This window comes from Arthrobacter cheniae (assembly GCF_003602275.1).
In the GTDB taxonomy this organism is placed as follows: domain Bacteria; phylum Actinomycetota; class Actinomycetes; order Actinomycetales; family Micrococcaceae; genus Arthrobacter_D; species Arthrobacter_D cheniae.
In genome coordinates this window covers 40816-65245 of the sequence record NZ_QZVT01000014.1, presented here as the reverse complement: position 1 = coordinate 65245, position 24430 = coordinate 40816, and the positions used below count along the sequence as shown (strand labels likewise).

The 24430-nt window shown below is 63.9% G+C and carries 25 protein-coding genes; 12 read left to right on the top strand and 13 right to left on the bottom strand.

The genetic code is table 11. The annotated features are described in order from the left end of the window. Window positions 1-128 precede the first annotated feature (128 nt). The 3 genes from D6T63_RS17470 (at window position 129) to D6T63_RS17460 (ending at window position 2656) form a co-directional block, all read left to right on the top strand. Window positions 129-1520, top strand: a complete 1392-nt coding sequence (locus D6T63_RS17470; protein ID WP_120150451.1) for a sensor histidine kinase — start codon at window positions 129-131, stop codon at window positions 1518-1520. Between the two features lie 33 nt (window positions 1521-1553). Next, window positions 1554-1664, top strand: coding sequence for a multicopper oxidase domain-containing protein (locus D6T63_RS19910; protein WP_328588688.1), 111 nt, complete (start codon window positions 1554-1556; stop codon window positions 1662-1664). Window positions 1665-1936: 272 nt separating this feature from the next. Continuing rightward, window positions 1937-2656, top strand: a complete 720-nt coding sequence (locus D6T63_RS17460) for a VIT1/CCC1 transporter family protein (protein ID WP_120150449.1) — start codon at window positions 1937-1939, stop codon at window positions 2654-2656. 10 nt (window positions 2657-2666) lie between these two features. On the opposite strand, the gene D6T63_RS17455 is transcribed toward D6T63_RS17460, so the two are convergent. After that, window positions 2667-3116 carry a pyridoxamine 5'-phosphate oxidase family protein gene (locus D6T63_RS17455; protein WP_120150447.1) on the bottom strand — a complete coding sequence of 150 codons (450 nt, stop codon included), beginning with the start codon at window positions 3114-3116 and terminating at the stop codon, window positions 2667-2669. A 307-nt stretch (window positions 3117-3423) separates the two neighbouring features. Here D6T63_RS17455 and D6T63_RS17450 point away from each other — a divergent pair, with 307 nt between their 5' ends. Continuing rightward, entirely contained in the window at window positions 3424-4401 is a 978-nt protein-coding gene (locus D6T63_RS17450; RefSeq protein WP_120150445.1) for a universal stress protein, read from the top strand. A 75-nt stretch (window positions 4402-4476) separates the two neighbouring features. Here D6T63_RS17450 and D6T63_RS17445 read toward each other — a convergent pair whose 3' ends face one another. After that, window positions 4477-4965 (bottom strand): pyridoxamine 5'-phosphate oxidase family protein, encoded by a 489-nt coding sequence (locus tag D6T63_RS17445; RefSeq protein ID WP_120150443.1) that lies wholly within the window; start codon window positions 4963-4965, stop codon window positions 4477-4479. A 186-nt stretch (window positions 4966-5151) separates the two neighbouring features. Between D6T63_RS17445 and D6T63_RS17440 the strand changes: the two genes are divergently transcribed. After that, window positions 5152-6786 (top strand): GAF domain-containing sensor histidine kinase, encoded by a 1635-nt coding sequence (locus tag D6T63_RS17440; protein WP_120150442.1) that lies wholly within the window; start codon window positions 5152-5154, stop codon window positions 6784-6786. Here the strand turns inward: D6T63_RS17440 and D6T63_RS17435 are convergent. Further along, a complete protein-coding gene (locus tag D6T63_RS17435) occupies window positions 6783-7427 on the bottom strand; it encodes a response regulator (protein WP_120150440.1) in 645 nt (214 codons plus the stop codon). The genes D6T63_RS17440 and D6T63_RS17435 overlap by 4 nt on opposite strands. 199 nt (window positions 7428-7626) lie before the next feature. Between D6T63_RS17435 and D6T63_RS17430 the strand changes: the two genes are divergently transcribed. The 4 genes from D6T63_RS17430 to D6T63_RS17415 all read left to right on the top strand — a co-directional run bounded on the left by D6T63_RS17430 (window position 7627) and on the right by D6T63_RS17415 (window position 11343). Continuing rightward, on the top strand, window positions 7627-8118 hold the full coding sequence (locus D6T63_RS17430) for a universal stress protein (protein WP_120150438.1): 492 nt from the start codon (window positions 7627-7629) through the stop codon (window positions 8116-8118). Then, window positions 8115-8981, top strand: a complete 867-nt coding sequence (locus D6T63_RS17425) for a universal stress protein (RefSeq protein WP_120150436.1) — start codon at window positions 8115-8117, stop codon at window positions 8979-8981. Before D6T63_RS17430 ends, D6T63_RS17425 begins: the two co-directional genes overlap by 4 nt. A 307-nt stretch (window positions 8982-9288) precedes the next feature. Continuing rightward, window positions 9289-10545, top strand: coding sequence for a globin domain-containing protein (locus D6T63_RS17420; protein ID WP_120150434.1), 1257 nt, complete (start codon window positions 9289-9291; stop codon window positions 10543-10545). 177 nt (window positions 10546-10722) lie between these two features. Then, window positions 10723-11343, top strand: coding sequence for a DoxX family protein (locus D6T63_RS17415; RefSeq protein WP_220725969.1), 621 nt, complete (start codon window positions 10723-10725; stop codon window positions 11341-11343). Between the two features lie 376 nt (window positions 11344-11719). On the opposite strand, the gene D6T63_RS19390 is transcribed toward D6T63_RS17415, so the two are convergent. Beyond that, a complete protein-coding gene (locus tag D6T63_RS19390; RefSeq protein WP_182977092.1) occupies window positions 11720-12265 on the bottom strand; it encodes a hypothetical protein in 546 nt (181 codons plus the stop codon). Between the two features lie 375 nt (window positions 12266-12640). Then, window positions 12641-12949 (bottom strand): family 1 glycosylhydrolase, encoded by a 309-nt coding sequence (locus D6T63_RS19905; RefSeq protein WP_235830835.1) that lies wholly within the window; start codon window positions 12947-12949, stop codon window positions 12641-12643. A gap of 951 nt (window positions 12950-13900) precedes the next feature. Here D6T63_RS19905 and D6T63_RS19040 point away from each other — a divergent pair. Further along, window positions 13901-15004, top strand: coding sequence for an excalibur calcium-binding domain-containing protein (locus D6T63_RS19040; RefSeq protein WP_147394421.1), 1104 nt, complete (start codon window positions 13901-13903; stop codon window positions 15002-15004). A gap of 134 nt (window positions 15005-15138) precedes the next feature. Here the strand turns inward: D6T63_RS19040 and D6T63_RS17395 are convergent, their stop codons facing one another. Continuing rightward, a complete protein-coding gene (locus D6T63_RS17395) occupies window positions 15139-15627 on the bottom strand; it encodes an Lrp/AsnC family transcriptional regulator (protein WP_120150464.1) in 489 nt (162 codons plus the stop codon). A 315-nt stretch (window positions 15628-15942) separates the two neighbouring features. After that, a complete protein-coding gene (locus tag D6T63_RS17390; protein WP_120150430.1) occupies window positions 15943-17436 on the bottom strand; it encodes an MFS transporter in 1494 nt (497 codons plus the stop codon). Window positions 17437-17587: 151 nt separating this feature from the next. Here D6T63_RS17390 and D6T63_RS17385 point away from each other — a divergent pair, with 151 nt between their 5' ends. Further along, on the top strand, window positions 17588-18076 hold the full coding sequence (locus tag D6T63_RS17385; RefSeq protein WP_120150428.1) for a DUF4396 domain-containing protein: 489 nt from the start codon (window positions 17588-17590) through the stop codon (window positions 18074-18076). Between the two features lie 32 nt (window positions 18077-18108). On the opposite strand, the gene D6T63_RS17380 is transcribed toward D6T63_RS17385, so the two are convergent. Beyond that, complete coding sequence (locus D6T63_RS17380; protein WP_182977091.1) at window positions 18109-19074, bottom strand: GlxA family transcriptional regulator; 966 nt, start codon at window positions 19072-19074, stop codon at window positions 18109-18111. Between the two features lie 136 nt (window positions 19075-19210). On the opposite strand from D6T63_RS17380, the gene D6T63_RS17375 reads away from it, so the two are divergent. Further along, entirely contained in the window at window positions 19211-19843 is a 633-nt protein-coding gene (locus tag D6T63_RS17375) for an isochorismatase family protein (RefSeq protein ID WP_120150424.1), read from the top strand. Window positions 19844-20088: 245 nt separating this feature from the next. On the opposite strand, the gene D6T63_RS17370 is transcribed toward D6T63_RS17375, so the two are convergent. From D6T63_RS17370 to D6T63_RS17350, 5 genes are read right to left on the bottom strand one after another with little or no spacing between them, the layout of a single operon-like run. Beyond that, on the bottom strand, window positions 20089-21051 hold the full coding sequence (locus D6T63_RS17370) for a sugar kinase (protein WP_235830834.1): 963 nt from the start codon (window positions 21049-21051) through the stop codon (window positions 20089-20091). Further along, window positions 21048-21725 (bottom strand): bifunctional 4-hydroxy-2-oxoglutarate aldolase/2-dehydro-3-deoxy-phosphogluconate aldolase, encoded by a 678-nt coding sequence (locus tag D6T63_RS17365; protein WP_328588687.1) that lies wholly within the window; start codon window positions 21723-21725, stop codon window positions 21048-21050. The genes D6T63_RS17370 and D6T63_RS17365 overlap by 4 nt, the downstream gene beginning before the upstream one ends. 57 nt (window positions 21726-21782) lie before the next feature. Continuing rightward, complete coding sequence (locus D6T63_RS17360) at window positions 21783-22550, bottom strand: SDR family oxidoreductase (RefSeq protein ID WP_120150422.1); 768 nt, start codon at window positions 22548-22550, stop codon at window positions 21783-21785. Next, window positions 22547-23572, bottom strand: coding sequence for a zinc-dependent alcohol dehydrogenase (locus D6T63_RS17355; RefSeq protein WP_120150420.1), 1026 nt, complete (start codon window positions 23570-23572; stop codon window positions 22547-22549). Before D6T63_RS17355 ends, D6T63_RS17360 begins: the two co-directional genes overlap by 4 nt. After that, a complete protein-coding gene (locus D6T63_RS17350; protein WP_120150418.1) occupies window positions 23569-24393 on the bottom strand; it encodes an IclR family transcriptional regulator in 825 nt (274 codons plus the stop codon). Before D6T63_RS17350 ends, D6T63_RS17355 begins: the two co-directional genes overlap by 4 nt. Window positions 24394-24430: the final 37 nt, after the last annotated feature.

Sequence of the window (24430 nt, the reverse complement as noted above, 5' to 3'; positions counted from 1 at the left end):
GGAGTTGTCCTGGACACTCTCAGGCATGCCCACTCGGGCAACATGATTGTGCATCCGTCCCTCATCGCGAGGCTGGGCGTCGCTGCGGCCTCCGTACCGGAATTCGCGTAGTACAGTCGCGGGCGATCATGATGCGCGCTCTACAGAAGGAAAGGCCCAAGGCTCTCCCGGAAGTTGCGGAGCGGCGGGAGGTGAGGATAGCCGTAACCCGGTTCCTGACGGCCGGTTTCATAGCCCTTGTTCTGGTTGCCACTCCCGTTGCGTTCTGGATCCGCGCAGAAGCGGAACGGCACGCGTTGACGAATGCGAGAGACTCTACGCAGCGTTTGGCCGACAACGTTGTTGGGCCGCTGATTACAACTCAGCTTCTCGCCCGTGAACCTTCAGCGCTGGAATTCATGGATCAGCAACTCGCGCCGTGGTTGACCGATGGTGGTCTGACGAGGATCAAGGTCTGGGACGAAAACGGCCGAGTGGTCTACTCGGACGTCGAGTCCCTCGTCGGGCAGGATTTCGAACAGGAGGAATGGGCACGTCTGCTCCTGCAAGGCGGGCCGGCTTCAGTAAGCCTGGAATCGCAGACTGATCAGGAGAATGAGTTCGAGGCCGACTCGGGCGAACTCGTTGAAGTCTACGTTCGCTCCTCCTCAGAAGGCGGCGCTCCCATGATCTTCGAGACGTACTCCTCCGGGGAAGCGGTGCGGCGGGAACAACACTCCGTCCTGATGGGGATGATCGCGCCGATGCTGCTGTCCTTGGCAGTCCTGCAGCTGGTGCAACTCGTCCCGGCCATACGTCTTGCACGCAGGATTCAGGCTCACCAGGCGACACGGAACGCATTACTGAGGTGTGCGATCGAAGCATCAGACCAGGAGCGCTGCCAAATCGCGTGCGAACTCCACGACGAAGTGATTCAGGATCTGTCCGGTCTGGCATACGCATTGGAATCAGAGGAGCGGCGGGGTCCCCTTTCGCAGCGGCCCGTATTCATCAAGGCACGCTCGATGCTGCAGGAGAATATTCGGACGCTCCGAGCGATGACAAGTGAGCTCTATCCTCCCGATCTCGAAAAACTCGGTCTTAAGGCTTCCATCATGAGAATGGAGACATCGTTCGTCGAGCGCCGCATCGGGTTCTCGGTGGATATCCCTGAAAATCTCGTGCTTGATCGGGAACGGGCAGTTCTCGTCTTTCGCGTGGTCCGCGAAGCACTTGTCAATGCCACCAAGCATTCCTGCGCGCAGTCGGTGGGAATTCGAATTCAGCAGACTAACGGATACACCCAGATCACGGTCTTCGACGACGGCCTCGGCTTCAATACCAACACGTCGCGACAGAAGGACCACTTCGGCCTGCGGATCCTCGGGGACACCATCGAGCAGGCCGGCGGCAATTTGGACATCAGGTCGTCACCAGGTGCCGGCACGACTGTCACGGCAACCTTCGGTCGGACAGTTGGCAGGACGTCATCGCCAGCGACTACAAGAGAGTCATCGCCGATCCTGCGCTCAATCCGGTGAAGCTCTAGGAGATCGAGAACTGTTTGGCTTCTCATGAGCGTCACCCCTCACCAGGGTGCCTACATGATGCATTGCCATCACCTGCCGCACGGGGACCACGACATGGTGAGCCAGTTCCGCGTCGGCTTGAAGGAAACCGACTAAGTACGTCGATGACGTCGCCGTTCGGGAGCCCTTCGTCGATCACGGTCGCATCGAGGCAACCTACTTCGGGTCCGTGTCTCTGGGAGCCCCTTAGAACACCCTGCTCGAGGGCCCCGCTGAGGTACCTTCCCGCTGAGCATCTGCCCTCGATCGGCTCGGGGCTAGACCTCATCACATCTCGAGCGCCGGTCACAGCGGGGCTATGTCGATGTAATCGTGAGGGACGCTTTGCCTAGCTGGCGTGGTTTTATCACCGGTGTTGTACTACTCATATGACTGATACGACAGGTCGAGAAACCGAGCCGCACGAGAGTAGCGTTGCGGCGCGGCTGAACTGGCTTCGTGCAGCAGTCCTGGGGGCCAATGACGGGATTGTCTCGACTGCCGCCACGGTTGTCGGTGTCGCTGGGGTGACGAACACTCTCGCTCCCATCCTCGTTGCAGGAGTGGCGGCAGTGGTTGGTGGATCGGTCTCCATGGCGCTCGGCGAGTACGTCTCGGTGAGCAGCCAGCGGGACAGCCAGGAAGCGCTGATCGACAAGGAACGTCAGGAACTACGCGAGGATCCCGACGGGGAGTTGGTCGAGCTTGCCGGTCTGTACGAGAAGCAGGGGCTGAGCCCTGCTACCGCCCGCCAGGTGGCGCTCGAGCTGACCGAACACGATGCTCTGGCAGCTCACCTCGCCGCGGAGCTCAACCTCGATGAGCTCGAGGTGGCGAACCCCTGGCATGCGGCACTCGCCTCGGCAGCATCGTTTGCGGTCGGCGCTGTCCTGCCCCTGTTGGCGATCCTTCTCCTGCCTGCCGATATCCGAATTCCCCTGACATTCTTGGCGGTCCTCGTCGCGCTGGCCATCACCGGCGCGATCAGTGCCAACGTCGGCGGCAGCTCGGCACGCCGCGCGATGACCCGCCTGATTCTCGGTGGGGCGCTGGCCATGGCCTTCACCTATTTCGTCGGTACGGTGCTGGGAACTACCGGCATCGTCTAGGCCATCACTACTAGTGTGCTGCTCCGATACGGCGGCCACGCACGAGGGTGGGTGCCAGATCGAAGAACAGGTCACGCTGACCCGGCGCCCATGGCTCGTCGACAGCTTTTCCCCACAGGGTCGTCAGCAGGGTGGGATCTTCCACTCGGGTCGCGGGACCGTTCAGGAGGATGGTCCAGCCGCTTCGGGCTTCCTTGTCCACGTGGTCGATCTGGAACGCCGCGTGTTCGAGGTGGCTGGTGGCGATGGTGCCGTCCACCGATGTACGGAAGTACAGGTGCTCGTCGATGACCAGGTAGTTCACGGGAAAGATATCCAGTAGCCCCTCGCGGAAGAAGCCGAGCCGACCGGCGGATTGTGTCGTCACAAGCGCCCAGCACTCTGAGGTCGGGATGACGTGGGAAGCGCGCGAGGCGCCTGCGGATTCCCAGTAGGTGTCCTGGTTCGGTGTCGTCGGCATGGTCGTGACTTCTTTCCGTTTGTCGCGAGGACCACTCACCAGAATGGATGAGGGTACCGGCGAATGTAGGGGAGCGTTTCGCTGGAGCGGCAGCGCGTCTGCCGTCTTCAACCGTTCATCGGTGCCTGTTCGACTCCTGGTTCCCACGGTATGAAGAATTCATTGGGCTGATCAGGGTCCAAAGGCCCTGATCAGGACCGAACTTTGCAGCAATGGTTGATACAACGATGAATCGCAGGGCGCATGAGCGTCAGGACTCCCGGGCGGGGAGTGCAACGGGCCCTGAATCGGCCCGAGAGACCACTGTATGATCGCGTCGACGAAAAGGACACACCAAGGTGACAGCATCGTCCAGGCCCCGGAATCAGTGTTTTCCATGCTGACGGCCGCACATCCGCAGGAGTCCGTATCCCCGCCTCTCGTTGATCGGCGGGCTATTCTCGTCGCCGTGCGAGGCCCTCTGTCCCTGAACCCATCCCTGGAATGGGCTGCCCGTCGTGCACGGGCTACCGATGCCCCGCTGACACTGGTTCACGCTGTGCCAAGCGCCGACCTGATGCCGCCCGGCACCTGCTACGCAGATGTGGTCACCGCCGGCCGCACGCTCCTGCAAGCCGAGTCAGCCCGCCTGTCCACCCGGTTTCCCACGCTACGAGTGGGCACCTACCTGCACTGCGGTGACGTCGTCCATGCGCTGCTGGGACTATCCTGCGACGCGTCCCTGCTCGTGGTCGGCGCGGACCGGGTGAACACTGTCACTGGGGTGTTCCAGGGCTCCGTTGCCGTAGAAGTCGCCTTGGGATCACTGGCCCCGGTCCTCATCATCCCCACCGGGCATCGGGAGAGCAACGAACGAAACGGCACGGTCCAAGGACACGTGGTCGTCGGTGTTGACGGGTCTGCTGAGGCGTACGCAGCCGTGGCGCGGGCAGCCGCTGAAGCCGACCGACTAGGAGCGGCGCTGCGCATAGTCGCAGCGATAAAACCTGAGGCACCGCTATCTGACGAAGAGGCTATCGATACCTCTGCGTTGCTCCTGAAGATCCGCAGCAGCTACCCGTCGCTCGTGGTGAGCTGGATCGTGGACATGCTCCGCACACCGACCAGGGCCCTCATCCGGCACAGCCGTGACGCGGAGCTTCTGGTGATCGGCCGTCACGGGCACGGCGCAAGGCCGGGCATGGCACTCGGCTCGGTCACGCACACGCTGCTCCTGCGCCCTCCCTGCCCGACACTCGTCACCACCTTGCCCCAAGCCGGACAGCTACCGCCATTGGCTCGATAACCGCCTCTGGAAGGGTGGGATGCAACGCCGAATCAGTGAGTGGCTCGGATCAGTCGCTGAACGCGGTCGTGGTGACTACTCATCCGATGCCGGCGACGCCATGGATGATGCGCCGACGTCCGTGTCGAGAGGTGCGTTCGCCCTGGTGCGCGTAAATGCCCGACCGGTGATGGTCTCGGGGACCAGTCGCATGAACCGGTCCTTACTGCCGCTCTCCCAAGGGTGAAGGGGCAACTGAACGGTGGCCATGAGCTCGGAGGTCGTGGCGATAGTCGCGACATCCCCTTTCACGACAACGCTCCACACCATGCCTCCCCGTTCGCCTGTCCCTTCCGGATACTGGCCGTCTACTTCGAATGCAGCGTGCGCCTTCTCGGCGGCATGGGATTTCGTGCCCTCGGATGTCCTGAACACGACGGTTCCATGGTCGACGACGAAGTTGATGGGGAAGACCTCCGGCCGACCATCATGGCAAAGAGCAAGCCGCCCGAAAGGCGTGGATCGCAGGAGCGCCCAGCACTCATTCGCCGGAAGGATTCTCGTGGGTGTGGGTTCGCCGTTCATACCATGACACTATGAAGGTGCTGCTCAAGCGACTAGGGCATTTGGGCCTTATTCTGACGTTTGAATCAGCGTGCGCCATCGCTCGTCCTGACGAGTGATCCAACCACCTGCGGGGCTGCACGACGAGACCCGCCACGACACTTTGGAGCGTCGAGTGGTCACATCAACGAATGATCGCGTCCGGGCATGACGGCTGAAGATCTTGCCGCAGGAACGTCCACAGGTATTGGAAACCTGCTCGCGGCTTTCGCCGCCATGGCCGATGACATCGACCTGGACACGGTTCTCAAACGGGTCATACTTGCCGCCTGCCAACTGGTCGACGCACGCTACGGCGCCCTGGGAGTCATCGGCCCGGATCAGACCTTGAGCCAGTTCATCACCGTGGGACTCGAGGATGACGAGATAGCACAGATCGCCTCGCTGCCTCGGGGGGAAGGCGTCCTGGGCCTCCTGATCACGGAACCGCAACCCATCCGGCTTCATGACCTGCGACAGCATGACCGTGCTGTGGGCTTTCCGAAGCATCATCCCCAGATGACCAACTTCCTCGGGGCTCCTATACGTATCCACGGGACGGTGTTCGGAAACCTGTACCTCACCGAGAAGAACGGGGGAGAGGACTTCACCTCCACGGACGAGCAACAACTGGTTGCCCTCGCTGCAGCGGCCGGCGTCGCCATCGAGAATTCCCGGCTCTTCGACGAATCGACGCGCCGGACCCGCTGGCTCGAAGGCGGCCTGAACGCCGCCCGCGAGCTTCTCGAGCAAAGCGATGACGCCCGCAACGACCTGGAACTGATCGCGCACCACGCCCTGCACGCATCCCACAGCGATCTCACCGTCGTCCTGCGTGATTTCGGCCATCAGCGCGGCCTCATCTGCGAAGCCGGCGACGGCGTCAACGCTGGTGCGTTCATCGGCCAGTCAGGGGCCGACAACGCTCAACTCGAAGGACTGACGGCACAGTCCTCGCCGCTGCTGCTGACCCTGGAGGACATCGACCGCCTTCTTCCGGGCGCTCCGCCGGCCACCATCTCCACCGCCCTGTGCACCCGCCTGGCGGACGCGGGCGAGCGGCAGTTCCTCCTCTTCGGCCGGTCGGAAAGGTCTACCCCGTTCTCCGACGTCGACCATGAGATGGTGCGATCCTTCACCTCCCATGTGTCCCTGGCCCTTGAACTGCTGCGGGTCCACCGACAGCGGGAGCAGGAGGCTGTCTTCGGTGACCGCGATCGAATAGCGCGGGACCTCCACGATCTGGTCATCCAGCGACTCTTCGCCGCCGGGCTGAGTATTCAAAGCCTCCGGAAGTACGTGTCGGCACGAGAACCCCTCGAACGCATCACCACCGTCACCGCTGAACTGGATGCAACCATCAGGGAGCTGCGCGACACCATCTATTCGCTGCGTTCGGTCCCGCAAATCACACCGAGCTTCACCTCCAGCATCTTTGCCCTGGTGGCGAGCGCGTTCGAGGGCCAGGACCTCCAGCCCGTCGTACATCTCTCGGGACCGCTTGACGCCGTGATCGACCCGGAGTGGGCCGACCACGTGCGTGCTGTGCTCCTGGAAAGTCTCTCGAATGCGCTCCGCCATGCCGACGCACACTGCATCACGATGACGCTGCAAGCCCTCCCGGACCGCCTCGAGCTGAAAATCAGCGACGACGGGCGCGGGTTCGAGCAGACCACTTCCGAAAGCGGGCTGGCGAACATGCGGCGCCGCGCCGAACTCTGCGGCGGAACCATCTTGATCTCGAGCCCTCTCGGTCAAGGAACGGACGTCCTCCTCACCGTGCCCCTGACCCCTGACGACTAGGAGGGCTGGGGCGCCGCCGGTTTGGAGATGTAGATGGCGGCCTGGGTCCTGCGTTGGAAACCAAGCTTCGCCAGAAGCGAGGAGACGTAGTTCTTGACCGTTTTTTCCGCCAGGAACAATTCCGCGCCGATCTCCCGGTTCGTCAACCCACCCCCGATCAAAGCCAGGACTTTTTTCTCCTGCGCAGTCAGGCCGGCAAGGCGCACGTCCTCCTGGGGTGCCTCGCGCAACCCGGCGATGATGCGCTCCTTCAACCCGGGCTCGAACAAGGACTCACCGGCAGCAGCGCGGCGGGCTTTGCCGACGAGGTCGGAACCGAGAATCTCCTTGAGGATGTATCCGGAAGCCCCCGCCAGTACGGCGCCACGCACAGCCTGGTCATCGTCGTAGCTCGTGAGGATCACGCACGACAGGGACGGGTCGATCGAGCGCACGTCCCGACACACCTCGATTCCCGTCCCGTCCGGCAGACGTGCGTCCAGGATCGAGATATCCGGTGACAGGGCCGGTATACGCCTGGTCGCTTCCTCGGCCGACCCGGATTCCCCGACTATCACGCAGCCCTCAGATTCCAGCAGTTCCCGCAAACCCCGACGGACCAGCTCATGGTCATCGAGAAGGAACACCGTTACGTCCTTCATCTGCCGATCATCCTCATCGCCTGTTTCTTTCTCAGTGGAGTTGCACGCCTGATGACGCCAACCATCAGCATGACGTGTTCTGCCATGCCGCGGCAGGGCCTTACGTCCCCTTTTGATGTCGGGACGAAAGGCCCTACCAGCCCGCCCTGCAACCCGCGACGATCGGATGGAGCACTCATTCCCCAGTTAAGGATCCATCATGGAAAGCCCCTCCACTCCACGTCCTCGAGTCATAGTCGTGGGCGTCGACGGTTCGCCCTCGTCGGTAGCCGCCTTACAACTAGCCGCAAGCCTGGTCCCGCTCGCGGGCGACGTCATCCATGCAGTTGCGGCATGGCAGTACCCCCTCGTCTTCGGCTTGTACACCCCTGTGGATTGGAACTATGAAGAACTTGGAGGGAAGGCGTTGGATCGGGCCCTTGCCGACGCGTTCCCCTCCACCTATCCATGCGAGATCGTGCGCCACCTCCTGAAGGGGGCGCCTGCCGAGGTCCTTATCGAGGAAAGCCGGCATGCTTCCATGGTCGTCGTCGGCTCCCGCGGCCACGGCGGCTTCGGGGGGCTACTGCTTGGATCCGTCAGTTCAGCGGTAGCGGAACGGGCCGAGTGTCCGGTTCTCGTGTCCCACGGCGCCCTGCAACTCCGCGAGGGTGAGACTGTCGCCCTGCGGCCGGTCGGGGCTTCAGCATGAGTGCGGCAGAAAGCCCGACAGCCGGGACGCCAGTGACGCTGACCAAACCGATCATCGTAGGTTACGACGCATCAGACGGTTCCCGACGAGCAGTTCTCTGGGCCGCTGGACACGCCGCAGCAACCGGACAAGCCCTCGTCGTCGTGCACTGCTGGCTCTGGCCGTTCTTCACGCAGGACCTAGGCCCGAGGACCGATGTCAAGGACAGCGGACTGCGAAAGGCAGCGGAAAAGATAGCTGCCGAGGGTCTCGACCTTGCCAAGCAGGCCGCGCCCGACATCAACGTGAGCGTGCGGCTCATCACCGGCTTTCCCTCGGAAGTGCTCACCAAACTCTCCGCCGAGGCCTCCCTGCTCGTCACGGGTACTCGAGGACTCGGCGGTTTCGCGGGGCTGCTCGTCGGCTCCGTCAGCCTTCACCTTGCCGCCACCGCCTCCTGCCCCATCGCGGTCATCCGCCAGGATCAACCGGAAAAGGGTGACGTGCTGGTCGCGGTCGACGGATCACCGGAGAGCGATCGCGCGGTCATTGCAGCTGCGGATCTCGCGAAGACCCTGCACGCGTCATTGCGTGTCCTGCACGTCAGGCCCTACAGCCGGCACGCGCTGACGCGGCTGCCGGACCCTGAGCACGATCCCGTCGTCCAGCAGGCCCTGAACCTCCTGCCTGCGGATACCGAGCTGACCATCATCGAGGACTCGTTCGCGGAACCTTCAGTACCCGGAGTCATTGTGCACCACGCGAATAGGGCTGTCTGTGTCGTCCTCGGCGCCAAGGGCAACAACACGCTGGGCGCCCGCCTCGGATCAGCGGTCCATGCAGTGCTTCACCACGCCCAGGGGAATGTCATCGTCGTCCGTTAGGACACGACACGATGCCCGACGGCACGTGCTGAGGGAAGCATCACTGCCGGCTCTCCTGTGCCGGACAACTGATGCTTGCCCTGCACGCGCCACAGCCCACACCGTTTTTCGTGGGACCAGGAAACTGCGGAACGGCGCCGGCCCTTCAGGGACGCGTTCACTGACCGCCGGCGACGAGGCGCTGCAGCGATCACCGAGGACCTGATCCTCGTGCCGAACCGGACACACGCTGGGCGCCCCGACGATTCGGTCGTTCTCCTTCCATCACCACGCTCAGAAACCCCGCTCCCACCGTCAGGATTCCACAATGCTTTCCGATACATCCCGTCCCATCGTCGAAGCCACGTTGCCGGTCGTCGGCGCGAACATCGGCGAGATCGCCAAGCGCTTCTACGCGCACATGTTCGAGGAGAGGCCAGACCTTCTGGATGGTCTGTTCAATCGTGGGAACCAGGCAGACGGACGGCAGCAGCAGGCCCTGGCTGGATCGGTTGCAGCATTCGCGGGCCTCCTGGTGAACAGTCCCGGTGAACTACCCGAGCACCTGATGTCGCGGATCTCCCACAAGCATGTGTCCTTGGGCTTACGTCCTGATCATTACCAGATCGTCCACGATCACCTGATGTGGGCCATCGGCGACGTCCTCGGGGATGCAGTCACCCCGGAGATCGCCTCGGCGTGGGACGAGGTGTACTGGCTGATGGCCAACATGCTCAGGAATCAGGAACGGACCATGTACGCGGCCGCGGACCTGAGCCCCGAGACGGTGTGGGACACATGGCGGGTCACCGAGAAGATTCGGGAGACGGAAGACGTCGTGACCTTCGTCGTGGAGAGTACGAACGATCGAAGCGGGAAGCGATCCCTGCCCGGGCAGTACGTGACGCTCAAGGCGCTCATGCCCGACGGCGTGCACCAGCCACGCCAGTACAGCCTCACCCAAGCCGACGACGGACAGCACCGCCGGTTCTCCGTCAAGCGCCTACACGGGTCGCCGACCCCCGACGGCGAAGTTTCCAACCTCCTGCACTCGAGCACGGACGTCGGCGACGAGGTCGTGCTCTCGGCTCCTTTCGGTGACGTGGTCCTCGCCCCCGGCACTCGGCCGATCGTTTTCGCGACCGCCGGCATCGGTATCACGCCCATGGCAGGGATGCTCTCCCACCTCGCTCGGTCTTCCTCCACCCGCATGGTGGCGCTTCTACATGCTGACGAATCGTCCGACACCTTCGCGCTACAGAGCCAGGTACGCGCAGACCTCGCGCGGCTGCCGGGAGCAACACTGACCACCTGGTTCATGGAACCGTCACAGCCACCATCGCCCGACACAGCTCAGAACGCCGGATCAGGCCGGCAGTTCACCGGGTTCATGGACCTGTCCCTGCTCGAACTTCCCGCCGATGCCGAGTACTACCTGTGCGGGCCGCTCGCCTTCATGCAGATGGTGCGCAGCGCGCTGATCCTGCGAGGAGTTACCGCACGGGACATTCGCTACGAAGTCTTCGGACCGGATCTCTGGCTCGCCGAATTCCAGTCAGCCGACCCGGTTCTCGCCGCCTTGTAGTCGCGTACCGATACCTTCAGCGGGGACTCCAACGCGGTGCGTCTCCTGCTCATGCCAGTTGGCGCGCCGATGAGAATCCGCTTTCTCCGCGGCCGCGACCTTCGCCTCTGCCTGTTTCACCCGCAGCAGGCGACGCCGGTCGAAGCCCCATCCATCTCGATTACCTCAAGGATTCCCATGACGATCAGGACCTACTTCACCCGCCGTGCGCCCTCTGGAACACCGGAGCGCACGGTCCTCACAGAATCCACCCCGCCCTTGAGGGTCGCCCACACTCAAGGGGAGGATAAGGCGTCCCGCGGCAAGGGACTGCACATCCTGGCACTCCTGCGACTGGCAACCGGCTTCATCTTCCTGTGGGCCTTTCTGGACAAGACGTTCGGTCTGGGGTTCTCGACTCCTGCCGACCGCGCATGGGTTGCCGGCGGAACACCCAGCCAGGGGTTTCTGCTCAGTGACGGGGTCACCGGTCCACTGAAGGGCCTGTTCACTCTGATCGCCAGTCCTGCCTCCGACATCCTTTTCCAGCTGGGCATGCTCGGCATCGGGATGGCGGTGATGCTCGGCATCGGATTGCGCGTCAGCGCCGTCGTCGGCAGCTTTCTCATGGTGATGATGTATCTCGCGGAATGGCCCTTCGCTGCGAACACGACGTCGACGAACCCGCTCGTGGATTACCACATCATCTACGCGCTGACTCTGGTCCTCCTCGCTGCATCGTCCGCCGGCGACACCTGGGGCGCCGGCAGGCCGTGGAGGAAACTGCCGATCGTGCACCGGAGGCCGTGGCTCCTCTAGCGAAGCCAGGAACCACCAGTCGGCACCCCGGGCGTCATCCTCGCCGTCACGCTCATCACCGACTTGATCCGGGGTGCCCTCACACACAGGGCGCTCGCCGCCCCTATGCCTCCTCAGCAGCTCGAAGAGTCGGGACGTTGTGCCCTAGTACCCCGCATTGCAACCGGTTTGTATTGCCTGAGGACCTGAGGTGTGCGCCGTACCGTAGCGGCGGCCGATAAGGTCCCCGATCAGAAAGACGCACCCAATGACCAGCATCAGTGCTTTGTGGTCCACGCTTGATACCACCGTCCAGCAGTGGCTACTGGACAACCCAGGGACGATGGTGCTGCCACGCACCTACGTCAACCGGGTCGAAGCAGGTACAGGCGAGGTCCTATGCCTCGACGAGCATGGCGAGCACTGGCTGTCCGCGGAGGAGATGGACTTCCTCAAGGGGAAGCGAAGCAATGCTCCCCGCACCCATGACTGGCAAGAAGACATCACACGTCGGAGTGCACCTGCCCTCGGGTTGGACCCCCACCTTGAAGCCCTCGATCAGTAACTGAGGAGCTTCCCGCTGCACAACAGGTGCAGGCGAGGATTCGCGACACGGATCCCTCCTGCCGCGCGCCTCGTACTGTTCGCGATCCGTATGCCCATCGGCCGGAGGCCCTGAGGCCTCTAGAGGGCTGCATGACGGCACCCCGTGGTCGCATTCGCCGTCGACCTGGCCGCTCAAAAGGTGCAGCTGGAGTTCCACGATGATGGCGAGCTGCTGCTCGGTGAGCTGGATCGGGCGGTCGATCTCCTGCGTGGCCGAAGTATCGGTCTCGAAATCGTGCAGCGCCACGGCAACACTGATCACGTCCTGCCCTTTGGCTGCGATGAGCAGGATCGCCCCCTGCAGCCCATCGACACCAGAACAGCGATGAACGGCCAACTACCCATGCCGTTGCGCATCACGTCCGCTGCTCGCATGGATCGGGAGCGGAGGTCATCGACGCCCTCGGATGAGCAACTGATCCGGGCTCGCGGAAGGTGCTTGTCGAGAGGTTGCAACATTACGACGTCAGAACTGCAAGCGACGTCAGCACTCCGGTGGCACGGCGATTGCTCACTGCTGTCATCAGGTGTTTCCATTCTTCAGGAATGCGGGGGATCGGAACCCCCGCAGCCTTGATACTGCAGGTGAAGTCTGGCCATCGGGCAGGTCCTCGGCCCCGATCGCAGTGGCGGACCGCGCCATGGGCGACCAGCGCGCCGGCGATGAACGGGCGCGGCGCCCGTTTCGGCGGTGCCGGGGTTCACGGCGGTGTCAGGCCGGCTGAACGACGTCGGACGGGGTGTCCGCGCCGACCTGCGGAGCGTGTTCCTGCGGCTGATGACCCGGCCGGCGCGCACTGTCCTTGGGTGGTCCGCTCCTGGGTGTTCCGGTCCACCGCGATGAGACGAACTTCGGCCCGTAGCCGAACACCCATTCATAGTTGTCGAAGGCCGGCCAAACGATGTAGCCGCAGACATCCATGCCGTCCGCGAGGCAGGACGCAACGCTGTCCACCGCGGCCCGGAGATAGTCCACACGCTGTACTTCGTCCTCAGTGGCGAGGCCGTTCTCCTCGCCCATCTGGTTGGTCGCCGCGCCTTCCAGGGCCGGCGCCAGGCCGTTCGGCCGTAGACGGTGCGGCCGTAGGTCTGGATGCCCACGAAGTCGTCGTCGCGGGACGCCTCGAGGAAGCGTTCGTTGACGCCCCGGCGCACCTGATCGGCCGTGCCACGACCTCCATCGATGGACTGGATGTCCGAGTTCGCCAGGGTCCAGCCCGAGGGAAGCTCCGGGCGGTGAGCCTTGATGGCTGCGGTCGCGGCGCGGTGTGCTGCCGGCTGGAGCGTCATCAGGCGCTCGTAGAGGCCTCCGACGCGAACCGGTCACGACAGCCAAGAACCGCGCCAATATCAAGATTCCCCGTTACGGCTGTTGCAGCGCCGGGAAACTCTGGTCCGCACCGCTGAAGCCAAACTCGCGGCTTAGTTCGTATCCACCCAATCAGGGCAGGGCCTTTCTCTCGCTTGAATAAATATGTCCCGGTAGTGGAAATAACCCATGACGGAGACGAAAAGTCGCCGACACAACCCACAGCGTCGCAACAAGGTTCCACCGATTTCCCAGGTGGTTGTCACCCGAAGGAGTAGTGCGCCTGGGCAAGTAGTTTTCCCTCGATTTCCGAGTAGTCAGCAGCCTGTTGACTGGTAGTAACTGCCTGTTCTTGATTGGAAGCCCGGCGATTAAGGCGTAGGTGCCACTCGTGTTTACTCCTTCCCGAGTTCATAGATTGAGTGTTGTACGAGTGAGCACGACGCGCGAGGGGACCGCGCCTTTTGCATTCGATTAGAAGGTGTTGCAGCATTCGCAGCTTCTGACCGTGGCACTGGGTGACCTGGAAGTCCGGAAACGACTGGACAGGTCAAAAGTCGGCTTCAAACCACGCTTCATGGAGCGCCGCTGGATTGCCAGTGATGGGGCGCAACCCTCGCGCCAGTCCATGCCCAAAACACACAAGAGAAACAACAGGTAAATATGAACAAGCGCTCAGGGCTGCTCGCCCTCGCCGTCACTGCCGGTCTCAGCACATTCTCCGTCGCCCCTGCGTTCGCAACAGACCAGGTGGCCGAACCTGTGGAACAGGTGTGTGGCGAAGGTACGAGCGGGAAGCTGGACGTTACCGAGTCAGGACTCAAGGCAGTCACCATCACTGCCCCGCAGGGACAGCTCATTGCGAGCTACTGCGTCAAAGCCGGTTCCGCCAAGCAACAGAACGGTCCAGAGAACGTCGTCCTGTCTCCCCCCCAGACGGAGGTGACCTTCAGTCACACCAGCGGGAAGGACATCTCCCACTACTCCTACACGTTGATTCCCGCGCCTGTCGTCGTCGTTCCAATCCCCGAGGTACCTGAGGTTCCCGAGGTTCCCGAGGTTCCCACCCCGGAAACCCCCGAGACTCCCGGAAACCCCGCGGGGCCATCTCCCGAGCTTCCCGAGGTTCCCGAGGTTCCCGAGGTTCCCACCCCGGAAACCCCCGAGACTCCCGGAAACCCCGCGGGGCCTACTCCCGAGCTTCCCGTAGAGACCCCTGTCAAAGAGGTCCCCGTGAAGACCCCTGTCGAAGAGGTTCCAGTAGAGGTCCCCGCAGACGAAACCCCCGTGGACGAGGCTCCTGTCGTCGTGCCCGTCAAGGTTGAGGTCCCCGTGACCGTGGAAGTGCCCGTTACGCCGGTCGTCATCGTGGACACCCCCGACAACGTTCTCCCGGTGCTCGACCATGCAACGGTCGGTGTCTATTACGAGAACTGCGCCGAGGTTCGGGACGTACTGGGCCGCTCCATCCTCCTGGGTGAAGAGGGCTTCCGTGCCGGTCTCGACCGGGACAGCGACGGTATCGGCTGTGAGCTCGATACCGACGGCAACCGGACTGACGAGAGCACAGGAAACAACAACACCGCCAACGGTGGAGTTCTCGTGACCGACGATGACGACAATGCCACTTACAGCACACAGCAGCTTGCTTACACGGGCACCGACGACAGCATGAAAATCGCCGGGGGCATCGGTGCCGGTCTCCTGGCTCTCGGTGCCGGCGTGGTCCTCGCGGGCCGCGGCCGTCACCGCGCTGCGAAGGCATAGCAATAACGCATGGCTCGGGGCCGGTTCTCATGAACCGGCCCCGAGGCATGAACCGGCTCACCCCGCCAACCACCCGCCAGGCGGTAGTGGGAAGCGTAGTGGTGCCGGTCCCTGCTTGAAGCAGATGCCGAGGTTCAGTCGGTGATGGTGGCGAGCAGCTGGTTCATCCGGTAGGGGATGGGCTGGCGAAGGAACATGCTGGTTCTTGTTCGGAGGATCCCCGGGCAGAGCCGGATCTCCTCAGAGACGCGGTACAGGTCATCGGGGTCTCGTGCGACGACCCGGCAGAGCAGGTCCGTCTCTCCTGCCGGCGCCAGGCATTCTACGATCTCGGGTATTGCTCGTAGCCCCTCTACCGCTACATCGATCCGGTGCTGGTCGAGCTCAGCCGCGACGTGGGCCGAAATTCCCAGGCCAAGGGCAGTGGGGTCGATGCGCACGCTGTGGTCGCGCAGTGCGTTCTCTCGCTCGTATCGTTCCAGCCGGGCCTGCACCGTACCTCGAGCAAGTCCTGTGCGATGAGAAATGGCGAGGATCGTCATCCTGGAATCAGCATCGAGGGCTTCGAGGACAGCTCTGTCGATCGCATCCCGAATCGGGGTTGTATTTCGGCGAGACGCCATTGCTTTCTCCTCCTGATCTTCCCAGGTCAGATTGACCACGTGTGGTGATCCTAATGCTCTTACTCTGATCAGTTTGACTAGCTGATGTCGTGGCTATTGTTCAGGAAGTCGGTCATGGGATCAGATGGGTATCAGAACAGCGCTACCGAACGGGGAATGTTCAGGCGTTGGGAAGCACCTGCAGGGCACATCTCCTCTCGGGTTGCTGGCGATGGGCATCCCACGAGGATGTGCCTGCCGTCCATCGGCCACCCCACCCATGGACTCCATTGCAGGGAAGAATCGACCCTTCAGGGTCCGAGTTAGGAGTGTGCGTCACGCGCGTTCCGCGGCCTGCTGCGGGCGGGCGGTGACCATGAGGGCGACGATCAGTGCGGCGGCGGCGAGGATGACTGCTCCGCTGCTCAGGGCGGTGGTGTAGCCGTCGACGATGGCTTGGCCGGCGGTTGCCGCAGCGTCCGTATTGCCAGCTGAGCGTGCTTCGCGAAGGCTGGCAAGGGCGTTCGGGAGACGGCTTTCTGTTGTGGTGACGCTGATGGTGGACAGGGCTGCGATGCCGAGAGCGACGCCGATCTGCTGGGTTGAGTTCAGCAATGCCGATGCGATGCCTGAGTCTTCAGGGCGGACGCCGGTGACTGCGGTGAGAGTGAGGGGCACGAAGCTCAGCCCGAATCCGACGGCGACCGCGAAGATCCCGACCATGAGGTGCTGTACGTACCCGGAATCCGGGGTGATGGTGGACAGCCACAGAATGGCGCCAGTGGAAACGAGGATCCCGGCGACTGCGACGATCCGGGGTGCGATCCGGAGGACAAGCTTTGAGGCGAAGCCGGCGGAGAGGATGATCCCGGCGCCGAAGGGCAGCCATGCCAGTCCGGTCTGGACGGGGCCGTACTCGAGGATGTGCTGCATGTAGAGGGTGAGTAGGTAGAAGGTTCCCATGGGCCCGAAGCTGACGAACAGCATGCCGAGGTAGGAGCCGGTGCGATTGCGGTCCCTGAATAGACGCAGGGGAAGCATCGGGTCCGTGGTGCGGGCTTCGATGATGATGAATGCGGGCAGCAGGACGGCGGCCAGGCCGAAGGCGATCAGTGTCATCGGGTCGGCCCAGCCCTGCTCACCTCCGTGGATGATGGCGAAGACGATGGCGGCAATCCCGCCGGTGCCGGTGACCGCCCCGGGGAGGTCGAGTCGTCCGGCATGTCGGGGTGCGTCGACGAGGATCCGGGTTCCGGCAAGTAGGGCGAGCCCGATGGGGATGTTGATGAAGAACACCCACCGCCAGCCGAGCGTCCCGGTCAGCACTCCACCCAGCAGCAGGCCCACGGTCACGCCGAGGCCCGACATCGCCCCGTACAGGGCTAGGGCTTTGTTCCGGGCTTCGCCGGCGGGGAAGGTCGTGGCGATCAGAGCCAGCGCATTCGGCGCGGTCAAGGCGGCTCCGAGTCCCTGAATCGCTCGGGCCGCGATGAGGACCGGACCGGTCGGCGCGATCGCCGCGACACCAGACGAGAGTGTGAACAGGCCGATGCCGATCTGCAGGATCCGCTGCCGGCCGAAGAGGTCACCGAGCCTTCCACCGAAGAGCAGGAGGCCGCCGAACGCAAGGATGTAGGCGTTGATCACCCAGGGCAGGTTCGCTGGGGAGATCCGGAGTTCGTTCTGGACCGACGGCAATGCGATGTTCGCAATCGAATCATCGAGGACCAGCATCAGCTGAGCGCTGGCGACCACCAGTAGTGCGAGACCGACACCCCGACTATGCGCAGTGGTGGATGCTCCCGAGGGGGCGGGTGACTTCGCGGACATGGAAACTCCTCATGGGACGGTACTGAACTCTTGATACCCCCCAGGGGTATGCCCTACTATTTATAACCCTAGGGGGTATAGGAAGCAAGTGGGTAGCCGCTGCGTCCGGCACCTCGAGCGATCGGACGCGTGCTGGCTGAAGGAGAAGTAGATGAACGAGAACATGCATGCCGACCACCACGATCATCACGGCGGGTCATGGGCGACGTCCTGGTCGATGGCGGCGACAGCGACCCTGCATTGCCTCACCGGGTGCGCTATAGGCGAGGTCCTAGGTATGGTGATCGGCACGAGCCTGGGCCTACACAACCTGGCGACGGTCGCCCTGTCTGTCGCGCTGGCGTTCGTTCTCGGTTACGCACTGACGATGCGCGGGGTACTCCGGGTCCGTGTGCCCTGGCGGAACGCACTGAAGGTCGCCCTCGCAGCGGACACCATCTCCATCGCAGTGATGGAGGTCATCGACAACACCGCGATGCTCACCATCCCGGGTGCCATGGACGCCGGTATTGCTTCCGTTCTGTTCTGGGCGGCACTTGCCGCCTCACTGGTGTTGGCCTTCATCATCACGACACCCGTGAACCGCTGGCTGATCAGCCGCGGCAAGGGCCACGCCGTCGTCCACCAGTACCACCACTGATCCGGAGTCGATGGAGGACTGACTCGTAGCGATCAGTGCAGGCTTCGTATGTGGGGTCGGGCGTCGAAGCGGCGCCTGTAGTCGGTCGGGGTGGTTGAAAAGGCGGCCGCGAAGTTCTGGCGGAGTGTGACGGCGTTGCCGAACCCGCAGTCCGTGGCGATGTGATCGATCGACCGATCGGTGGTCTCCAGCAGGCGGCGGGCCGCGTCGAGCCGCCTGGACCGTATCCAGGCGGAGGGCGTTGTCCCGGTGGCTGCTCGGAAAGCACGGACGAAAGTGCGGCGACTCATATGCGCCTGCTCCGCGAGCCGGTCGACGGTGAGCGATTCACGGAGATTGCCCAGCGCCCATTCGAGCAGGGTCGCGATCGGCTCGACGGAGGAACGCTGTGGAACGGGCTGCTCGATGTACTGTGCCTGTCCGCCTTCACGGTGGGGCGCGACGACCAGGCTGCGGGCTACCGTGTTGGCCGCGTCGGCTCCCAGACGATCCCTCACAACATGCAGACATGCATCCAGGCCCGATGCTGTACCAGCCGAGGTCATGACGTCCCCGTGGTCGATGTACAGCACGGAGCGGTCGAGCAGGATGTCCGGGTGTCGCTCGGTCAAAGTGGCGAAGGCCTGCCAGTGAGTGACAGCCTGACGTCCGGCCAGCAGGCCGGCGTCCGCAACGGCGATCGCACCAAGACAGAGTCCCAGAACTGTCACGTCCCGCCGGTGTGCATCCTGCAGCAGGCCCCGCAGGGTGTCACCCAGCACGCGCCCGTCATCGAACCACGAGGGCACCACGACAACATCCGCCCTCGCCGCAGCCTCGGGGCCTTCAACCCCGGCCAGCTGGTAGCCCTCCGCCGTCCGGATCGAATTCGGACCGTCGGAAAAGAGACTGGTCGTCCACTCTCCGAGTCCCTGCCGCGAGACCTCGTCGAAGACCATCTGCGGAACGGCCAGATGGAACATCGTCACGCCATCGAAGGCGTACACCGCAATATGCACAAGACATCCTCCCGGGTGGCCCGAAACCATTGTACAAAGGCATACGTGCCACTGTTGGTCAGGTGTTGCACCGTAGAGGATGGAATCAGCACCCACCAGGCGTGCGTCAGCCCATTGATCCAGGAGAAGCCCCACCATGAGCAGCCCTCGCCGCGCCCTCGTTCTCGTCGATGTCCAGCAGCAGTATTTCAGCGGTCTTCTCGAGATCCAGTACCCACCGCACGAGCAGTCCCTGCCGCAGATCGCCGCGGCCATCGATGCGGCCACCGCCGCCGGTGTCCCCATCGCGGTCATCCAGCACACTGCGGGCGAAGGAGCTCCCGTCTTCGCTCCGGGCACGCCGGGCTTCGAGCTCCACCCAGAGGTCGAGAGCCGGCGCACCTACGCGTGGAAGAGCGTCGTCAAGCAATACGGCTCGGTCTACGCCGACACCGACCTCGCAGGGTGGCTGCGCGAGAACGATGTCGACACCGTCACCCTCGTGGGCTACATGACCAACAACTGCATCCTCGGTTCTGCCGTCGAAGCGGAAGCTCTCGGCTTCTCCACCGAAGTTCTCTCCGACGCCACCGGCGCGATCAACATCGCTAACGACGCCGGTTCCGCTGACGCCAGGACCGTGCATACAACCCTGCTCGCACTGCTCAACTCCAACTGGGCCTCCGTCGGCACCACGGACGCCTGGACGACAGCCCTGACCACCCACCACGCTCTTCCTGGAAGCGACCTGGGCACCTCGGCAGCTGCCGGAGCGCACGCTCACTCCTGACATCCCGCGCACGCGCTGAGAGCCAGCTGGCGCCCGAATCGCGTTCTCCCGTCGCGTCGGCAATTCCGCGAACTCGTACCCGACGGCTACCCCACGACCCTCGACGCCGTCGGCACCGGCGAGTTCGCACGTACCTTCCCCTCGATGACGCCGTCGATGCGATGCGCTACCTCAGCAACCAGCACCCAGGAGGGAAGCTCGCGCTACTCCCTCGAACGCAGCAGGGTAGTCGCGGGCGATCTTCCTTACCGGGTGACCGACTCGGTGTGGTGGAGCAGGGCCAGCTCGGCGCGTGTCGGGAGTCCTTCCCAGTCTCCGTAGGCAAGACAGGCGAAGGCTCCGGTCTTTGCTGCCAGCTCGAGCCGCTCCGACGGGGCCTTACCTGCCATCAATTCCGCCAGGTACCCGGCGACGAAGGCGTCGCCGGCGCCGACGGTGTCCACGGGTTCGATGGGTACCGCGGGCTGGTGATGTATCTGGCCGTCGATGCTCGCTACTGCCCCCTTGCTGCCGAGCTTGATGATCGCCTGTGCGGGACCCAGTTCGGCCAGCCGCTGCGCCAGTTCGGCGGGGTCCTCTGCGGCTCCGACGGCCAGCGCTGCCTCCTCGTCGCCCGCGAAGACGATGTCGGTGAGGGGTATCAACTCGAGGTACGAGCGCCCGGCGTCCACTGCCGTCCATAGGTTCGCCCGGTAGTTCAGATCGAACGAAACGGTAACCCCTGCCGATCGCGCGATCCCGATGGCCTCGCGGACAGCACTCGCCGCTGAAGCGGACAGCGCGGGCGTGATCCCGCTGAGGTGGAGTATCGCTGCTCCCGTGATGATCGATGGATCCAGGTCCTCGGGAGTCAGCCTGGACCCGGCGCTGCCCGCACGGTAGTAGCTGACCTTCTGGGTGGACAGTGTCCGGCGTTCCTTCAGCATCAGGCCCGTCGGTGCGTCCGGATCCTCGGTGACGAGAACCGTGACTCCTTCAGCCCGTATCTCGCGCCGAACGAGTTGGCCGAGGGAATCCGTTCCCGTTCGCCCGCACCACACCGCGTTTCCGCCGAGCCGTTGCACGCCGATGGCGACGTTCGATTCGGAACCGCCGATACCGAGGCTCATCGAGGACACGTGTGCAAGCGGCCCGGGATGCTGAGCGGTGAGGAGTGCCATCGTCTCCCCGAGAGTCACGAGGTACGGGGCCGGAAGAGACGCACTCACAGCGTTGCCCGTGCTTCATCGACAACGTCCCGCAGCCTGGTTGCGCGTTCGGTGAGCCGCCGCAGGTCCCCGCCCTTGAAAGCATCCCCGAGCAGAGGACCACCGAGGCTGACGGCTAAGGCTCCCGCCTTCACCCAGGCGGCGGCTTCGTCGATATCGACTCCACCCGAGGGGACGACCTGGATGCCGGGAAAAGGACCTCGCAGCATGGAGACGTATCCTGGCCCGACCACCGACGCGGGGAAGACCTTCACCGCGGTCGCTCCTGCCGCCCATCCGTTGAACAGCTCCGTGGGCGTCAGCCCTCCCGGGTAGATGGCGACACCGCGCTGCACCGCGGCGGCGATGATCGCGGTGTCGGTCACGGGGGTGACCAGGTAGGCTGCACCGGCTTCGATCGCCCGCACGGCCTCGTCGACCGTGGTGACCGTGCCCACGCCGAATTCGGCGGTGTCACCGAAGCGTTGCTGCAGCAGTGGAAGCTCCTCGAAGACGCCGGGGGTGCTCAGCGTCAACTCGATGCTGAGCACTCCGCCGCGAACCAGTGCCTCGACAACGGGAGCATAAGCCGTGGCATGGGGAGCGCGCATCACCGCTACGGTCCCGGTGTCCAGCAGTATTGGTGACGCCGGAGCGCGTTGGATGACGGTCGGCAAGTGTTCTGTCGGAGACAAGGAGGATCCTTCGTGTGTGAATCGTGCGCGGGAAGGGAGTGCCGGCGGGGCGAAGCGTCAGCGGCCGAGCCAGCCGCCGTCGACAGGGAGAACGACGCCGTGGATGTAGTCCGATGCGGGGGAGGCGAGGAAGACGGTGGCGCCGGCGAGGTCGTCGGGGCGTCCCCAGCGCGCTGCAGGGATGCGCTCGAGGATGCCTCGTTCCCGGTCCGGGTCATCCTGTAGCGCCTGTGTGTTGTCGGTGGCGATGTAGCCGGGGGCTATCGCATTGACGTTCACTCCGCGGGGCGCCCACTCGTTGGCCAGCGCCTTGGTCAGGCCCGCGATGCCCGATTTCGACGCGGTGTAGCCAGGGACGTTGATGCCACCCTGAAAACTGAGGAGCGAGGCAGTGAAGATGATCTTCCCGCTGCCCCGTTCGAGCATCTGCCGGCCGACCTCCCGGCTCAGGATGAATTGGCTCGACAGGTTCACCTCGATGACCTGGTCCCACATGTCGTCCGGGTGCTGCGCTGCGGGCGTCCGGGCGATCGTGCCACCGTTGTTGACCAGGATGTCGATGGGCCCCGCAGCGGTCAGGTCGGCGGCGAGTTGATGTACCGCGGCACGGTCCGCGAAGTCCGCGCGCATCGCCGTGAAGCTGCGCCCGAGCGCTGTGACGGCATGTCCGACGGCGCTCCCTTCGGCCTCGAGGTTCGCGGAGACCCCGATGATGTCGGCTCCTGCTTCGGCGAGGGCTACGGCCATCGCCATCCCGATACCTCGCCGGGCTCCGGTGACGACGGCAGTCTTCCCACTCAGGTCGAAAGGACTCGTCGTGCTCATGCCGTCACCTCGCGGCAATCGACGAGGACCTTCATGACTCCGCCGGATTCGAGGGAGAGAAACCCTTCCTCGACGTCCTGCAGTGCCACGACCCGGGAGATCAGCTGGCGGGCGGGGATGGCGCCGTTGGCCACGAGGCGCACGGCTTCCTCGAAGTCCTCGCGCTGGTACAGGCGGGCACCGAACATCTCCAACTCACGCCAGAAGAACCGGTGGAGGTCGATTTCCTTCGGCTTGGGGTGGATCGCCACCATGACGAGCCGTCCCCGGGTGGTCAGGACTTCGACAGCCGAATTGACGCCTGCCGCTGCCCCGGAGACTTCGAAGGCCACGTCGGCTCCCGCGCCGTCCGTCTCCCGCAGGACGTACTCGACGAGGTTCTCCTCGCGGGGATCGATCGCGATGATGCCGAAGCCCTTGGCGGTCTCCCTCCTGCCGGGATCGAGTTCGACCAGCACCACCCGGGCGCCCTGCTGCAGGGCCACCGAGGCGATGAGCTGACCGACCGGGCCGCCGCCGATCACGACGACGAAATCCGATGCGACCAGCTTGGACCGCCGGACGTCGTGCACGGCGACGGCAGTCGGTTCGATCAGTGCCGCCTCATCGAGGGCCAGGCCCTCGGGTAGGGCGACGAGGATGTCGGCAGGGACGTTCCATGAGTTCTGCATGGAGCCCTCGGAGTCGATGCCGACGAAATTCAGGTTGTGGCAGATGTGGGTGTTTCCCCGGCGGCACGCCGGGCATGAGCCACAGGAGAGCGTGGGCATGACCGTCACGGGTTGGCCGACCGACCAGCCGGCGCCCCCCTCACCGATGGCGGCGATGGTTCCCGACATCTCATGGCCGATCACTGCCGGCATGGTCACCCGTGCATCCATGTCTCCGTGGAAGATATGCAGATCCGTACCGCACAGACCCGTGTAGGCGACGGCGATCTGCACCTGTCCGGGTCCCGGCGGGCCCACCGTCGGCTCGGCAGTCGTGAAGGTTCGTGCGCCCGTATAGGTTGCAGCGGTCATGGGGTTGCTCCTTGTAGAAGGGGGGAGGGGGCGGGCTCGGGATGCGGGCCCCGATAGCCGAGGGCCTCGGAAATGGCTGCGGCTGATGCGAGGAGGCTGCCGGACATCGCCTCCACCTGCTCATCGGAATGTTCGATCGACAGGGTGGAGATACTCAGTCCGTACCGGACGACACCGGTGTGATCATGGACCGGCGCGGCGATGCAGGCGATCCCCGGCACGTTCTCGCCGCGATCGCGGGCGGTACCCCTGCGGCGGACGTCCTCCAGCTCACGTCTGAAATCCTGCACATTGGTGATGGTCGCATCAGTAAGCTGCACCATCCCGGCGCGCTTCAGCATGCGTTCCACCGTCTCGTCGTCGTAGGTGGCAAGGATCGCCTTGCCGATTCCTGTGGTGTGGAGTGGAACGGACAGCCCGACCCTCGATGGCATCTGGTAGGGCTTGTCGGAGTCCTTGCGGAGGATATAGATGACGGAGTCACCACTGATGGCACCCATGTGGACCGTGCAATGAATGGTGTCGACGAGGTGGTCGACAAAGGGTTGCGCAATGGAGGAGATGTCGATGCGCTCCAGGGCCCGACCCGCCATGGCGAGGATGGATGGCCCGGGCAGGTAGTTGCCGTGGGCGTCGATCGTCACGAACTGGCGGTCGACCAACGTCGAGATCAGTCGATGGACCGTAGCTTTCGGGAATCCCGTAGCGGCTACGACCTCGCTGAAGCGAGCGTGCTCCAGCGCAGCTTCCAGGACGATCAAGGTTTTCTCGCTGGTACTGGGTGCGGAGCGGACAATCTGAGCGACAACTTTTTCTACCATGACCGTCTTTCCTTGGGAGGTGTTACGTCCATGGTCG